Origin of the sequence: Paenibacillus sp. FSL R5-0713 (assembly GCF_037973325.1) — a bacterium.
Classification (GTDB): domain Bacteria; phylum Bacillota; class Bacilli; order Paenibacillales; family Paenibacillaceae; genus Paenibacillus.
In genome coordinates, this window is record NZ_CP150229.1 from 4,335,308 (window position 1) to 4,350,207 (window position 14,900).

The 14,900-nt window shown below is 47.4% G+C and carries 19 protein-coding genes; 3 read left to right on the forward strand and 16 right to left on the reverse strand.

Annotation, left to right across the window (positions count from 1 at the left end; translation table 11 throughout):
• Positions 1 to 18: 18 nt before the first annotated feature.
• The 3 genes from MKZ12_RS19270 to MKZ12_RS19280 all read right to left on the reverse strand — a co-directional run bounded on the left by MKZ12_RS19270 (position 19) and on the right by MKZ12_RS19280 (position 2,560).
• On the reverse strand, positions 19 to 447 hold the full coding sequence (locus tag MKZ12_RS19270) for a stage V sporulation protein AB (protein ID WP_339235389.1): 429 nt from the start codon (positions 445 to 447) through the stop codon (positions 19 to 21).
• On the reverse strand, positions 428 to 1,084 hold the full coding sequence (locus tag MKZ12_RS19275; RefSeq protein WP_339235392.1) for a stage V sporulation protein AA: 657 nt from the start codon (positions 1,082 to 1,084) through the stop codon (positions 428 to 430). Before MKZ12_RS19275 ends, MKZ12_RS19270 begins: the two co-directional genes overlap by 20 nt.
• 576 nt (positions 1,085 to 1,660) lie before the next feature.
• A complete protein-coding gene (locus tag MKZ12_RS19280) occupies positions 1,661 to 2,560 on the reverse strand; it encodes an AraC family transcriptional regulator (protein WP_339256170.1) in 900 nt (299 codons plus the stop codon).
• A gap of 107 nt (positions 2,561 to 2,667) precedes the next feature.
• Between MKZ12_RS19280 and MKZ12_RS19285 the strand changes: the two genes are divergently transcribed.
• Complete coding sequence (locus MKZ12_RS19285; RefSeq protein WP_339256172.1) at positions 2,668 to 3,582, forward strand: EamA family transporter; 915 nt, start codon at positions 2,668 to 2,670, stop codon at positions 3,580 to 3,582.
• Between the two features lie 101 nt (positions 3,583 to 3,683).
• Here MKZ12_RS19285 and sigF read toward each other — a convergent pair whose 3' ends face one another.
• The 11 genes from sigF to MKZ12_RS19340 form a co-directional block, all read right to left on the reverse strand.
• A complete protein-coding gene (gene sigF / locus MKZ12_RS19290) occupies positions 3,684 to 4,439 on the reverse strand; it encodes an RNA polymerase sporulation sigma factor SigF (RefSeq protein ID WP_036607856.1) in 756 nt (251 codons plus the stop codon).
• Between the two features lie 14 nt (positions 4,440 to 4,453).
• On the reverse strand, positions 4,454 to 4,909 hold the full coding sequence (gene spoIIAB / locus MKZ12_RS19295) for an anti-sigma F factor (protein ID WP_036672324.1): 456 nt from the start codon (positions 4,907 to 4,909) through the stop codon (positions 4,454 to 4,456).
• Positions 4,906 to 5,259, reverse strand: coding sequence for an anti-sigma F factor antagonist (gene spoIIAA / locus MKZ12_RS19300; RefSeq protein ID WP_017687636.1), 354 nt, complete (start codon positions 5,257 to 5,259; stop codon positions 4,906 to 4,908). The genes spoIIAB and spoIIAA overlap by 4 nt, the downstream gene beginning before the upstream one ends.
• Before the next feature lie 143 nt (positions 5,260 to 5,402).
• Positions 5,403 to 6,524: a D-alanyl-D-alanine carboxypeptidase family protein gene (locus MKZ12_RS19305; RefSeq protein ID WP_339243135.1), complete on the reverse strand. Its 1,122-nt coding sequence runs from the start codon at positions 6,522 to 6,524 to the stop codon at positions 5,403 to 5,405.
• A 302-nt stretch (positions 6,525 to 6,826) separates the two neighbouring features.
• Positions 6,827 to 7,651: a purine-nucleoside phosphorylase gene (locus MKZ12_RS19310; protein WP_062835238.1), complete on the reverse strand. Its 825-nt coding sequence runs from the start codon at positions 7,649 to 7,651 to the stop codon at positions 6,827 to 6,829.
• A gap of 178 nt (positions 7,652 to 7,829) precedes the next feature.
• Positions 7,830 to 8,720: a tyrosine recombinase gene (locus MKZ12_RS19315; RefSeq protein WP_339256174.1), complete on the reverse strand. Its 891-nt coding sequence runs from the start codon at positions 8,718 to 8,720 to the stop codon at positions 7,830 to 7,832.
• A gap of 75 nt (positions 8,721 to 8,795) precedes the next feature.
• Positions 8,796 to 9,038: a DUF4227 family protein gene (locus tag MKZ12_RS19320; RefSeq protein ID WP_017687632.1), complete on the reverse strand. Its 243-nt coding sequence runs from the start codon at positions 9,036 to 9,038 to the stop codon at positions 8,796 to 8,798.
• 159 nt (positions 9,039 to 9,197) lie between these two features.
• On the reverse strand, positions 9,198 to 9,665 hold the full coding sequence (locus tag MKZ12_RS19325; protein ID WP_090922447.1) for a Fur family transcriptional regulator: 468 nt from the start codon (positions 9,663 to 9,665) through the stop codon (positions 9,198 to 9,200).
• Positions 9,666 to 9,772: 107 nt separating this feature from the next.
• Complete coding sequence (gene spoIIM / locus MKZ12_RS19330; protein WP_339256176.1) at positions 9,773 to 10,402, reverse strand: stage II sporulation protein M; 630 nt, start codon at positions 10,400 to 10,402, stop codon at positions 9,773 to 9,775.
• A 174-nt stretch (positions 10,403 to 10,576) separates the two neighbouring features.
• Positions 10,577 to 11,797, reverse strand: a complete 1,221-nt coding sequence (locus MKZ12_RS19335; protein WP_339256178.1) for an endonuclease Q family protein — start codon at positions 11,795 to 11,797, stop codon at positions 10,577 to 10,579.
• A 2-nt stretch (positions 11,798 to 11,799) separates the two neighbouring features.
• Positions 11,800 to 12,393 carry an NUDIX hydrolase gene (locus MKZ12_RS19340; protein WP_339256180.1) on the reverse strand — a complete coding sequence of 198 codons (594 nt, stop codon included), beginning with the start codon at positions 12,391 to 12,393 and terminating at the stop codon, positions 11,800 to 11,802.
• Positions 12,394 to 12,521: 128 nt separating this feature from the next.
• On the opposite strand from MKZ12_RS19340, the gene mciZ reads away from it, so the two are divergent.
• The gene (gene mciZ, locus MKZ12_RS19345) at positions 12,522 to 12,668 is read left to right on the forward strand and encodes a Z-ring formation inhibitor MciZ (RefSeq protein ID WP_253438738.1); all 147 of its coding nucleotides are present in this window, start codon (positions 12,522 to 12,524) and stop codon (positions 12,666 to 12,668) included.
• Between the two features lie 145 nt (positions 12,669 to 12,813).
• On the opposite strand, the gene MKZ12_RS19350 is transcribed toward mciZ, so the two are convergent.
• Positions 12,814 to 13,947, reverse strand: a complete 1,134-nt coding sequence (locus tag MKZ12_RS19350; protein WP_339256182.1) for a tripeptidase T — start codon at positions 13,945 to 13,947, stop codon at positions 12,814 to 12,816.
• A gap of 78 nt (positions 13,948 to 14,025) precedes the next feature.
• Between MKZ12_RS19350 and prli42 the strand changes: the two genes are divergently transcribed.
• A complete protein-coding gene (prli42, locus tag MKZ12_RS19355) occupies positions 14,026 to 14,127 on the forward strand; it encodes a stressosome-associated protein Prli42 (RefSeq protein WP_017687624.1) in 102 nt (33 codons plus the stop codon).
• 26 nt (positions 14,128 to 14,153) lie between these two features.
• On the opposite strand, the gene lipB is transcribed toward prli42, so the two are convergent.
• Entirely contained in the window at positions 14,154 to 14,861 is a 708-nt protein-coding gene (lipB, locus tag MKZ12_RS19360; RefSeq protein ID WP_339235412.1) for a lipoyl(octanoyl) transferase LipB, read from the reverse strand.
• Between the last annotated feature and the right edge of the window lie 39 nt (positions 14,862 to 14,900).

Sequence of the window (14,900 nt, forward strand, 5' to 3'; positions counted from 1 at the left end):
TCCTCCTATGGCCACGAGTTACCGTTGATATATAAAGAAATCAAACAGGGAACCTGTCATTTTACCCAAAATCATGGCGAGCAGTAATCCAAACAAATAAGGTTTCATGCCCAATCGTTTAGCTAGCACGGGCAGTACATTAAGCACCTCGGTGAGTGCTGCGGCGAGCAGACCGATGAACACACCGCAGAACAACCCTACGATCGGGCTAAGCAGCAGCACCCCATGCATTTTCCAATGCCAGAAGTCCGCCACCGTTCCGAGCAGTGAACCACCGATTAGCGCCCCTTCGTACCAGTGAGTCTTGTCATACGTTTGCGTAAGTTGAGCCAACCTGGGAATCATATCGAGCACCAGAATAAGCGCAATTACGCCGCTTCCTACGGCAATTCCTCCGGCAATACCCAATACAATGCTGATTGCTCCATTAAGAACGCTCATCCGCATTCATCTCCCTGCGTTCCTGCTCATGCATCCGTTCGCTTTCCTCGATGACCACATATTGATCTACATTTTGCTGGTATAGGAACATCTCCACTTCCAGCGGGGTAGGCTCCTCATTCCACTTTTTCTTGAACAAGTGATTAAAAAATACTGCCATTCCGAACCCAATGCCAATCGAATATGCCACTTGGAACAGGTAGGGATGTTCGTCACGATGCCCAGTGAGCATCTCCACAATTCGAATCTGAACTTCCTGCATGTTCACATCGGCATGAAAATTCATTATGGTTAAGGCTGATCCGAAGAAAAGCAGTAGCCACACCAAAATGAACAGGGACTTGGAAGGTTGACCATTTCCCGCGATGACTTCAACCAACGTATGACCTGATCCCATCAGTTCAACACTGACCTCCGGCAAGATGTGCCGAATTCGGGGAATAATCTGTAATATATCAATGAGGATCAGATTGCCATCCTCCGGTCCAGGACGCAAAAGTTCAAGCTCCAGTAGCCTGCTCTCCTGATTTTCAGAAGTGGTCAGCACATGTGCAATGTCTCCAAGCTTGACTGCCCTGCCCCTCTGGATGCGAATGCGGCTGCGCAGTCGAACGTAGACCATTGGAGTGGGCGTCTGAGACATCCATAACACTCCTTTGCTGCGTAATTTAGGTTAGTATTTGAAGAATGTGCAAATTTATTACAAACGGGTTGGAAAAAGATCGGGAGGTGGGTGCGGGCGCTGCGGGATAGATCGGTCATTGATCGCTGTTGCTCGGGGGAGGATACACGCAGACACTCCGACGGCAGACCAACCTTCTGATCGCTGTCTTCAAATTCTTCAGATTGATTTCTAAGTGTTAGAAATTTGGAGACAAAGGCGAACGCTTCGCTTCTTCAGGTCTAATCTGCCGCCTGCGTTGCTTGTGTATCATTAGGCAAGCCCTCACGCTTCGCTCCTTTTGACCGATTCCATCCCTCCGCTGCCCATCGTCCTCCCGTTTCCAAACGTTTGTGATAAATATGCTAGGGAGTGGGAAGGAAGGGATTTATAAGATGAGTTTTTGAGGTTATTTTTGCTTAGACGGGGAGCGGCTATTGATCAGGTTGAGGGAAACTGAGTGTGGAGCATTGTATTCCATATCAAAAGAGTCGCCTTATGGGCGACTCTCCGGTGTTGGTTGATAGACTTACAGCTCAAGAATTACTTTAAAAAATATTACGGATTCCTTTGTTGACTCAATTCCCTTTTGAATTGTAAAGGGGTTGCATTCATTGTTTTGCGAAACTGATTAATGTAATAACTTGTGCTGTTAAAACCGACTTCATAGGCAATTTCGGTAATACTTCGTTCGGAGAGTTGTAAAAGTTCAATGCTTCTTTGGATACGGTACTCTATCACATATTGCATGGGTGTTGTTCTCAATATTTGCTTGAAGTAACGACATGTCTCTGATCGACTTAACTGTCCCATCCTCGCAATATCTTCCAGCCTGATCGGGTCAGCATAGTTGAGATGAATCCATTGCAACATGTCTTTCATTCGCTTGTTTCTGCTCATCTCCGATGGATCATGTTCCAGGGAATATCCATTCATAATCAACATTTTCCACATATCCAGCACCGCAGAAGCAACATTCACTTCATAAAACGGAACTTGGTCCACAAACTCTCCTCTAATCCGTGCAATTGTGTCCAGGAACTTTTCTCCCCACACATTCGTTCTTTCGATATACAGAAAAGGCAAATTAGTTGCTGTTACATATGGATGTACATACTTCATATACAAGTCCGAAGGCATGATAACGTGTGGGGACAAATTCAGACATAAATAAATGCAGTTCTCGCTCACACCGTGATCTTCGGCCATATGCATCATACCACTGTTGATAAAAATCCCGTCACCTTTGGGTACTGCTATTTTTTGATCGTTGATATGGAACAATGCCTTACCTTGAAGAACAGCAACAAACTGCAATTCATCATGCCAATGGAGAGGAATATGTCCGTGAACATGTTGAACAATGGTTGTCTCATAACAGGCTACCGATAATGCATCGGTGCGGTGTTCCGTCATTTCTTTCAAATTGTGATCAATGATAAATTCAATATTCTGCATAGGCCTCATCTCAATATTGTTATATTTTTAAGTGCGATATTGATATTAATGTACTGAATTTCTCCTTAATATAACACTATTCTTATATTTAAGGTGAGGCGACAAGCATGATAACTTTTGCAAAATCCAAATATTCAGGTATTTTACTCGTCCTGACGGGAGCAATATGTTGGGGAGTCGGAGGTACGGTATCTCAAAAACTGTTTCAACTGGATGGCATTGAGGTCAACTGGTATGTAACTGTTCGATTGCTGATTGCTGGGCTACTCCTTTTGGTTATTCAATCGTTTACACGTGGAAGAGTTCAGATTTGGGATGTGTGGAGAAATAAGAAAACAGCAATACAGCTGATCATTTTTGGACTGGTGGGCATGCTTGCCGTTCAATATACCTACATGGCATCTATTAAACATGGCAATTCCGCAGTAGCTACACTGCTGCAATACCTGTCCCCTGTTATGATCATGATTTACATCGCCCTCCAGAAACAGTCTGTCCTTACACGAAATGACGTTGCATGCGCCGTACTGGCTCTCGGAGGGTGTTTCCTCCTGCTAACGAACGGCTCGTTTACGCAGTTATCTGTCTCCTGGCTTGCAGTTATATGGGGGTTGTTATCCGGGATTTCCGCTGCATTTTATACGCTGTATGCCGTGCAATTAATTACAAGGTTCGATTCATTTGTTGTGGTTGGCTGGGCTATGATCATCGGTGGTCTGGGAATGAGTTTTATTCACCCGCCCTGGGTCATGAATTTTGCGAGCATCAGTCTTAAAACTTACGGTTATTTGATATTTACGATCCTTTTTGGAACCATGATTGCTTTTTGGTTTTATATCGCAAGTCTCAAAAGGCTTTCTCCTAAAGAGACCAGTCTACTCGGGAGCGCAGAGCCCCTTGCTGCGGTTGGAACAACCGTCATATGGCTTCATGAACCCTTTGGCATCTATCAATGGATCGGTACGGCATGTATTCTTGGCATGATGCTGGTCATGCAGTCCAATCGTTCGGGATCTCACTGAATTAACAACAAATAACCTCCCTCGCCATAACGCGCGATAGAAGGTTGTTAGTTGTCGTATATTGGTGCAAAACCGCCAATAATGTTGTCGCAATCCCCGAATCACTGCGCGATCTGGTCGCGGATGGATTGCAGTATTTTTTTCTCCAAACGGGATACCTGCACCTGAGATATGCCCAGCCTGCTGGCAACCTCGGACTGTGTCTGATCCCGGTAATACCGGAGATAGACGATTAACCGCTCCCGTTCGCTGAGACCACCGATGGCTTCGTTCAGCGCCAGTTTGTCAAACCAACGTTCCTGAGACTCGTCAGCAATCTGATCCATTAATGTAATGGGATCACCGTCATTCTCAAATACCGTCTCATGGATGGAGGTCGGTGGTTTGTTCGCTTCCTGGGCAAATACGACTTCCTCGGGGGTTACCCCCAGCTCTGCGGCAACTTCCTTAATCGTTGGTAAACGATCCAGATGTTTGGACAGTTCGTCCCTTTTTTTGCGGACTTTATTCGCCATCTCTTTCAGTGAACGACTGACCTTTAGGGTACCGTCATCTCGCAGGAATCGCTGGATTTCTCCGATGATCATCGGTACCGCGTAGGTTGAGAACTTCACGTCATAACTGAGATCAAATTTGTCCACTGACTTGAGCAGACCGATACAACCAATCTGGAACAGATCTTCCGGATCATATCCCCTGTTCATAAAACGCTGTACGACGGACCAGACGAGTCTGATGTTGCAGTTCACCAGCGTATCCCGCGAAACATGGTCACCCGACTGACTGAGCGCAATCAGCCGTTTGACCTCGGCATCGTCCAAATAGGTCTGTGAAGATGGTTTCACTTCAGCATCCATAAGAACACCAACCCCTAATTATACAATGCTTTCTTGGATTCAATCCTTTTTTTCATCTTGATGGAGGTGCCTCTGCCGGGCTCACTGCTGACTTCGAATTCATCCATAAAGTTTTCCATAATGGTGAAGCCCATCCCCGACCGCTCAAGTTCGGGTTTGGACGTATATAGCGGCTGCTTGGCGAGTTCAAGATCTTCGATTCCTTCACCGCGGTCTTCCACGATAATTGTGATCATGTCTTCCCGAATCTCGGCCTGGATAGACACCACACCCTCGGAGTTGTTGTTGTATCCGTGGATGATGCTGTTGGTCACGGCTTCCGAAATGACCGTCTTCAGGTCACTGAGCTCGTCCATCGTTGGATCAAGCTGGGAGATAAACGCAGCAACGGTTACCCGTGCAAACGACTCATTCTCTGACTTGGCCGCGAATTGCAGATTCATGAAATTTGTCCCTGTTCCTTCATTCATGAGACGACCTCCAGACCTGAGAGAGCAGTTCCCTCATTTTCGTATATCGGCATTATCTTGAACAGACCCGACATTTCCAGCAAACGGTACACCGGCGAATTGACGTCACAGACCACCATCTTGCCGCCTTTGTTTTTAATGAGCTTGTATCTTCCCAAAATGACACCCAGGCCCGAACTATCCATAAATTGCAGATCTTTCAGGCTGAGTACCAGATGCTCGCTTTGTCTCCGCTGGATGGCTTCATCCATTTGCATCCGTACCATGTCAGCTGTATGGTGATCCAGCTCCCCGGATAATCGTACAATCAGAATCCCGCGATGGTGTTCCATTTCCACATGCAAGTTCACGTTTGCCCACTCTCCTCCCTGTCTTGAACAAGGATTTCTACGTATCCAAAGGCTTTTCCTGCCCCCCGACAAAACTAGAAGAAAACCCCTATTTAACTACAAAATATGTTCGAAGGATGCGAACAACTCGCGTAATTCGCCTTTTAATCAAACAGGTTGGACGTAGTCCGTTTAAACAGCTTCCACCAGCCAGCTTTATTCACGTCCTGTGGAGCCTGAATGTCGAATTCCTTAATGACGTCATTGCCCTGGTACACCACCAGTTTACCTATACTTTGTCCAGCCTTGATCGGAGCTTTCAATTCTTTGGCAACCAGCAATTCATGCCGGATGTCATTGGATTTCGCTCCTTTGCGCATCAGCACACTATAATTTTGCGTGGCATTCAGAGGCAATTCGGCAACTTCACCTTTTTCGATCTTCAGACTGCCCAGCAGATCCCCTGCCTTGTAGAGAGCCTTCATCGTATATTGACTAAAGGCATAATCAAACATCGATGACACTTCGCTATTTCGTGTTTTGGTATTGGGTTCACCAAGTACCACGGAAACGACACGCAGTCCCTCCTTGGACGCTGTTGCGGACAAGCAGAACTTCGCTTCGGATGTATAACCTGTTTTCAAACCATCTGCCCCTTCATAAAAACGAACCAGCTTGTTCGTGTTCACCAGCCAGAATGGCTTTTCCGAGTCTTTGCGAAGATAATCCTGATAGGCACCGGTGTACTTCGTAATCCCGGAATGCTTCAGCAGTTCACGACTCATGACGGCAATGTCGTGGGCTGACGAATAATGATTATCCACCGGCAGACCGTTACAGTTGGCAAAATGAGTATCCTTCATGCCAAGCTCCTTCGCACGCTCATTCATCAGCTGTACAAAGGATTCCTCCGAACCAGCAATCTTCTCAGCCATAGCCACTGAGGCATCATTGCCCGAAGCCATCGCGATCCCTTTTAACATGTCATCAACGGTCATCTCTTCCCCAGGCTCCAGAAAGATCTGCGAACCGCCCATGGAAGCTGCATATTCGCTCGTTCTTACTTTATCTGTCAGCTTCAGCTTGCCGGAGTCGATCGCTTCGATTGTAAGCAGCATGGTCATAATTTTTGTAATGCTCGCCGGAGGCAGCTGATCATGACTGTTTTTCTCATATATGACGGTTCCTGTGTCCGCATCCATTAGGATCGCAGAGCGTGCCGACGGGGCAAGATCCGTCCCTCCCGCTGCCTTCGGTGTTTCTTCAGCCAATGCCGTTGATGCCATAAGGGACAGCAGGATACAAAGGGTCATGAACGATGCCATTATTCTTTTCTTCACAAGGTTACCTCCTCAAATGACTTGCTTACTGCATGTTCCATGCATGTACTGCTAATCATTGTCGGCCCGTTTCCAGTAAATTATTCCATGTAAAGCATGATTTCCCGAACTTTTATTGAAAATGTGATCAAAGCGAAAAAAACGCACTTTACTCAACGCATGAGTAAGCGGACGTTCAACACAACAAAAAAAGGTTACCCCCGATGATTTCTCATTCGAAGAGGTAACCTTCTCTACTCAACTCTTGCTTACATTTGTGGAATAACAGCCAATACCAGCGCCAGGAACGACTCACGAACACGCTCCGTCGTTTCCATCACCTCATCATGTGACAGCGGCTGGTCCAGAATTCCGGCAGCCATGTTACTGATACAGGAAATACCTAGCACTTCTAGACCTGCATGGCGTGCCACGATCACTTCAGATACAGTGGACATGCCCACTGCGTCTGCGCCCAATGTACGCAGCATTTTGATCTCTGCTGGTGTCTCGTAGTTCGGACCAAGCATACCTGCGTATACCCCTTCACGTACGTTAAAACCTTGTGAAGCCGCCGTATCCTTCGCCAGCGCACGCAAACGGCGGCTATAGGCTTCGGACAGATCAGGGAAACGCACGCCCAGGGCAGCGTCATTGGGTCCGATCAGTGGATTTTTGCCTGTAAGATTCAAGTGATCAGAGATCAGCATCAAATCTCCAGCTTCATACGACGTGTTCACGCCGCCCGCTGCATTGGTTACAAGCAAGCTGCTTACACCCAGTTCTTTCATTACTCGTACCGGGAAAGCTGTCAATTCCGGACCATATCCTTCGTACATGTGGAAGCGGCCTTTCATCATCACGACTGGACGGCCTTTAATGGTGCCGACCAATAGCTCACCTTCATGTCCTTCTACTGTGGACACCGGAAAATGTGGAATATCCTGATAAGCGATGCTTACGCCATCTTCAATCAGTTCTGCCAGTACGCCAAGACCCGAACCCAAAATCAAACCGACTTCCGGCTTGATGGAGCTTTTGCTTTGAATATAAGATGCTGCTTCCGAAATCATTTGTTGGTTTAATGCTGTCATGCGATGTATGTTCCTCCTTGAGTTGAAACGATCCGTCTATAGACGCATTTTGCAAAATCTATTCAATCCGAATTTATGCAAACTGCTTATGTATAACGGCGTTTGGATGTATTCAATTTATTTTATCCTAAATTGTCGCGATGTTCCGCATTTATTTGTGAATGCCATGCGTCAAAATCTATTTTGCCCTCGGGTGATGGGTTTCATAGATTTCTTTCATGGTTTTGCGACCATGGTTGCCATATTGTTGCCCCGGCTGCTCTACGTGCCCCAGCATGTCCTGAACCGCACGTGTGTCCGCCCCATTGGCAATCAGGTGTGCCGCAAAGGAATGACGCAGTGTATGCGGTGTAATTTCATCCGAGATTCCTGCATCCACTGCCGCTTTTTTGAGCAGCTTCCAGAAGCCCTGCCGGGTTAAACGTCTGCCAGATACATTCACGAACAGTGCCTGCTCGTCCGAATCGGTTTTGAGCAATTTGTTGCGGAATTCCTCCACATATACACTTGCCCAATGTGCAGCGGGTGCACCGATGGGAAGAATGCGTTCTTTGCCCGCTCCACCGCATCGTATAAAACGCATGCCTGGCTGTACATCCCGAATGTCCAGCGCAATCAGTTCCGAGACCCGAATACCTGTAGCATATAACAGTTCAAGCATCGCTCGATCTCTCACACCCTGCGGTGAACGAATATCAGGCGCTGTCAGCAGTTGTTCGATCTCCTGTATACTTAATACCTGTGGTGGCGACTTGTCCGCCTTGGGAGCTTCCACATCAAACGTAGGGTCCTGTATAATCTCCCCCCGGCGCATCAAAAAGTGAAAGTAGGAGCGCAGAGATACGATGCTGCGGGCAATGGTTGCGTTAGCACGTCCTGCCTGTTTGAGCTGACCTGCAAACAGGACGACATGCGTGCGTCTGACCTGATCGGCTTTGTGTATGCCAAATTCCTTATCTGCAAATTCAATGAACTTGTCCACGTCTCGGAGATACGATTCAAGCGTGCTGCTCGACATCCCTTTATCATCTTCCAAGTATAAGGCATAGGCGTGTATCGTCTGTTTCATGTACAACGCTCCTCAACTGACAGATCTGCCGCTCTGGCAGACTGCTCCCGTATTTGCATCCCTGACTGTTCGAAGCTACTCCCCGTACCAATAGAACAAACGGAGACGCTCTGCCATCGTAGGACGTCCTTCTCCATTACCCGGCCAATCCGTTTCCTGAAATACTTTGATTGCATTGCCAGTCGGCATCTGATACTGGTCCACAGGTGAGATCCAGCCATTGAACAGATCCAGAACATGATAGAACAGATAGACTAGTGCAGCAAAAAATATAATAAATCGAATAAAACGGAGCCCTCTCCGCACTGATATAATCATGGGTATATCCCCCTTCTGATTCAAATCCGGTAATGTCCTTGACTCAGGGTATGTCCATAAACACAAGTTTATGCCATTCGGGGTAAACTCCAGATCACGTCCGGTGCCAAAAAAGCTCTCCCGTCAAAACCGCCGGTGAGAGCTTGAAGATATGCTATGTTATTCTTCATCTTTGGGTTTCTGTTCATTTTTAGCTTTGCAACGATAACAAATTCCATGAAAATCCAGTCGGTGATCTACTACCGAAAAGTTGAATTCCCGCTCCAAACGCTCTTCAAGCGGTCCAAGCCAGTCTTCACGTATTTCATCCATACTTCCGCATTGAACACAGATTAAGTGATGATGGTGATGCTTGGATGTATCTCCGCGCAGATCATAACGCGCTACACCGTCGCCGAAGTTGATTTTCTCTACAACATGCAGCTCACTCAGCAGTTCGAGGGTACGGTACACGGTTGCCAGACCGATTTCGGGAGCCTTTTCTTTAACGAGCATGAATACGTCTTCTGCGCTCAGATGATCTTCTTCATTCTCAAGAAGTACTCTTACGGTGGCTTCCCGCTGGGGCGTTAATTTATATCCTTGGGACTGTAGTTGCTGCTTAATTTTATCAATCCGTGCTTCCATTTTCTCCCTCCCCCTAGGAAATCACTGCACACTGCAACTTAACCCACTCTTTTCATTATAGGGGGAGTGCGTAATTAAAGTCAACATTTTACACTATGCGATGAACGTTATGCCGGTAGTAGCATTGGCGTGACCCAGCGCATCATCGCAGGTGTAACCCATGTTTCAAAAGACGCCACGCCGAGCAGCATTGCAGCCATAACCAAAGTTAACACTATATATGAAGCAAACGGCCTTTGTCGACCAGGTGTTCGCTGCATCAAAACACGATTGCGAATGATGTATAGCGAGAATGTCATCGCCGCCACACTGCAGATCAGAAGGATTGGAATGACAAATAGATTATGTGGTGCCACGGAAACCAGTGCAAACAGCAGCCCTTTCCAAGAATACTGTCCAACCAGGTAACCCACAGTGAATCCAATGAGCACACCTTTCAGAAAATCCAGGACCAGTATACCGGGCAGTCCAACGACGGATAAACCCAGAATAAAGATTAGACCTACCCATTTCAGATGAAGCATGGCGATGTCCCAATAGGCCCCTGTCTCTGTCACCTGCGCACTGTGCTGCACGGTCATGAAGAAATTACCGAGATAACCCTCCAGATCCTGGCGTTGATCAAGAGACAATGCATTCACCATAAGCGCGCCAAAAATGACGCCGACCAGAAACAAGACAGCCACGAATACATATAACGAAGTCTGACCTTTAAATGTAAAGTAGGATGAGCGCATACAGGTACGAGTCCCCTTTCCGGTATCATGCTGCAAGGATTCTCAGTTACATCCTCATAGTCATTCTTATGAACCGGAATGCACCTGTATGACTTCTTGTCCAGATTGGTTCCCTGTATGGTGAAAGCTATATGAGTTGAACCTCGAAATATAACTACAGCAGATTTACACGAGTCACTCCGTGGCTCTTTCCTGAACAGCAACTTTACCGTACGTTCCTCCACCTCCGGAGGACAATTCCAGTTGACCATTCCGTGCAGCCACGATCAAGCCAGCCAGCACAGGTCCAACAACCGCAGCAAGTTCTTCCTCATGCGTACGATGAAGCACATTCATTTCTGTACCAAAATGATCCAGTAACTGGCGCAATTTGGCTTTGCCAAGTCCCGGAATGAACTCCAGTGGTACCTGATAATGATAGGCGGGTCTGTTTGCAGGAACATGAGGACTCTCCCGATCAGAGATGGCCAGAATGCGGTCCAATACCCCTTGAACCAGCTTCAGACTGCCACAGTGAGGGCAACGTTCTGCCGACATCGCTTGCTCATCCATGATACTGCCACACGCTGCACAGTAGGTACGGTGATACTTGCCCAGCCTTGGATTCAGTCCATAATTGGCAGCAATGCTCCTGCCATCTTCTCCTTGAAGTGCCATACGGAATTCATCAAAAGAAGGGGCAGCAACTTGCAATTCGTTATACTCCCGTCCAATTTTACCAAGAGAATGTGCATCCGAATTGGTCAGGAACGGCACATGATCCAACTCTCGAATATAACTGGCCATGGATGAGTCTGAGCTTAACCCCAGCTCTACCGCATCCACAAGACGGGTATCCAGCACATCGCCCATACGGGGGGCTGTACTTCCATAGATGCCTTTATGCGGTGTAAATACATGTGCAGGCACAATTAGTCCACCACGTGCCTTAATCTCGGCCTGCATCTCTAGAGCGGGCACGTATACCCGCTGAGAACTGAGATTCACATTTTTCATATAACGTTTCATCCAGTCCGTGAAGGACTTCATCGTTTTCAGATCACGGAAGTATGCGAGCATATGGAACTCACGCATTTCAGGCTCGCGTAGCTCAATCTCTGTACCCAGCAGAATAGTGGTGTCCTGGTAGGCAATACCGCCTCCCTCAATCTCGGACATTGTACCGTTCTCCAGCAATTGCTCGATATCCATCTGTACAATCGGCGAATGACAATCAATCACACCCAGCAAATGAATTCCTTTGCGATCCGATGCTTCCCGGGCAATATTCTCAAATGTCAGATCGCGACTGCCACTGATTTTTACGGCCTCGCCGCGAGAGGTTCGTCCGATGTGAATATGCAGGTCTGTATAACAGGGCTCCCACATCGTGGACGTTTCCAGTTGGTCATTCATCCCTAGAACCGTCCTGTCGTTCTGTAGAGATCCCACGCGTACACAGCCATCATCGTTTTGGCATCACTAATCCGATTATCGTCCATGAGTGCGTAGGCTTCCTCCAGTGTGATCTCGGATACTTCTAGGAATTCATCTTCGTCAAGTTCCATATCACCGGCTTCCAACTCTTCAGCGATGTATAGATGAATGATCTCATCTGCGAACCCTGGTGAGGTGTAGAACGAACGCAAATGACGCAGCGACTTGGCCACATATCCCGTCTCTTCTCGCAATTCACGTGCTGCAGCCACTTCCGGCTCTTCTCCCGGGTCCAGTTTTCCCGCAGGAATCTCCACTTCGGTGCGTCCCATTGCCTGACGATATTGATCCACTACAAGCATGCGATCCCCATTCAGCGCGAGTACAGCTACTGCTCCTGGGTGCCGGATTATCTCACGTGTAGCCGTCTCACCGTTCGGCAGTTTAACCGTATCGACCTGCAGTGAAATCACTTTCCCCTCGAAGATGGGCTTGGTGGATACGGTCACTTCATCCAACTTCGGATTGGCGGGTTGCGCTGCATGGATGGATTGGGCAGATTGGTTTGATTTCATTCGTTCTTCAACTCCATATCATTGGATTATATATTCGTTTAATGTATAAATCTCTGATTTTGGGCATATGGTGAGCGTATAGAACTCTCACAGCAACAGCAAATATAAACAAATCAGGGGGAATTTTGATGAACAGTTATTTGACGCCTAAATCCGTACACGTGGTAGGACAAGCCCGGCAAGTACAGCTCATCCTTAAGCAATGGTTGCACGAGTGGGGACCGGATGCCAAATTAAGTGATCTGCTCGCTGGACGCAAATCAATGGGGCATTGATCTATTCAGCCATAGACACATGTTTCATCCAATATTAACGAGTCTTCTCCCTTGAAATATAACATGAATTTACAAAAAGTCCGAATCCGTACAGACCGGGTTCGGACTTTTGTCTAAAAACATGTGAGGTAACATGTGCAGTATCTTATTTCTTGCCAGCTGCCGTTTCCTGAATAATTGCCACCACCACTTGGGACAACTTCACAATGTCTTCGGCACGAATACGTTCTTTGGTTGTATGAATATCCTCATACCCTACCGCCAGATTCGCGGTTGGAATACCAAATCCGTTAAAGATGTTGGCATCACTGCCCCCACCAGAAGCGAACGTACGAGTCTCGAGACCCATACTGCGGATGGCGCGCTGTGCAAGCTGCACAACTTCGTGCTCATCATGGAAACCAAATGCCGGATAAAGGATTTCACTTCTGAATTCAGCCGTTGCACCGTATTTGCGACATGTTGTTTCGAGCGCATCACGCATCTGTGCTACCTGCAATTCCACTTTCTCCTGCACAATACTGCGAGCTTCCGCTTCAATCTGTACAAAGTCACATACCACGTTGAGTGCTGATCCACCCTGGAATTTACCAATGTTTGCTGTTGTCTCATCATCAATTCGTCCAAGCTTCATCGCTGCAATGGCTTTGGCAGCAACCTGAATGGCGCTGATCCCGTCTTCCGGGTTCACGCCCGCATGTGCGGACTTCCCATAGATGCTCATTTGGATTTCGGCTCTGGCCGGTGCAGCTACACAGATCGTCCCTACAGCTCCGTTAGAATCCAACGCATAGCCGAATTCGGCATCGATATCCTTCGGATTCATGGCACGTGCGCCCACCAGGCCAGACTCTTCGCCCACCGTAATGACGAATTGAATTTTACCATGTGGAATCTTGTTCTCCTGAATCACACGAATCGCTTCGAACAGTGCCGCAATCCCTGCCTTGTCATCTGCTCCCAGGATCGTTGTTCCATCACTGCGAATCCAGCCATCTTCACCCAGTTCAGGTTTAATGCCCTGTCCAGGCGTTACGGTGTCCATATGACATGTGAAAAAGATCGGTGCAACACCATCTGTTCCTTCGGCCTCCCAGGTAATGACAAGGTTTCCCGCGCCATGTCCGGTTTGTTCCATGGTGTCGTCCTCATATACATGAAGGCCGAGATCTGCAAACTGCTCTTGAAGCACCTTGGAGATGTTCTGTTCATTTTTCGTTTCACTATCAATCTGAACCAGTTCCATGAACTGATCGATAACACGTTGTTGTTTAATCATAGGACTTTCCTCCCTCTCGTGGATACGGTACAATACAATTACTATGGCTTACTTTATGTTGAAAGGAGTTCTCTCGTCATGCAAAAAAAGAAATGGTTCAAAATCATCATCTATCTCATGCTGATCGCCATGATCGGGTCCACCCTTTTCATCGCTCTCGAACCGTTGCTGTTCGGATAGCCGCATGAAGCCTTTTGGCGGTCTGTTTACAGACGTTGAAGGGCTTCTTTTTCGCTAATCCAATTGATTTGATATGGAAAAATGCGATTAAAGTACGGAACAATCTCGCGTGCTACCTGCTCCACTGTATAAGACTTGCCCGTGATATCCTCCAGTGAAGTAACACCATATTGCTCAATTCCACAAGGAACAATCCCCTGAAAACCAGCATGTTGAATGCCTGAGCTGATGTTAAAAGCAAACCCATGACTGGTCACGAAACCGCGGCGATGTTTGCAACGATTAAACTTGATGCCGATCGCAGCAATCTTCATATCGCCGATCCACACACCCGTATACCCCTCTTTGCGTCCGGCTTCGATGCCTTGGTCTGCGAGATAATCTATAAGTACCTGCTCAAGTTTCCGCAAATATCCGTGTAGATCCAAGTCTTCATCCCGACCAAGAATCAATAACGGGTAACCTACCAACTGGCCCGGGCCATGATAAGTAATATCACCGCCCCGATCAATCTGAAACAAAGAAATCCCTTGCTCACGCAATTCTTCCGGACTGAGAAGCAGATGCTCCGGATGATTTTGTGAACCAATCGTATACGTTGGCGGGTGTTGTAAAAGCAGCATCTGCTCGGCTCCCTCGCCCTCGTCCAATCGCTGCACAATCGCTTTCTGGCGGTTCCAAGCCTCTTCATAATCAAGCATCGGTATGTATGCAACATCCAGCGGCTTGCTCATGATTCCCCACACCCTTCTGCTTCAGGTTCAATGTACAAT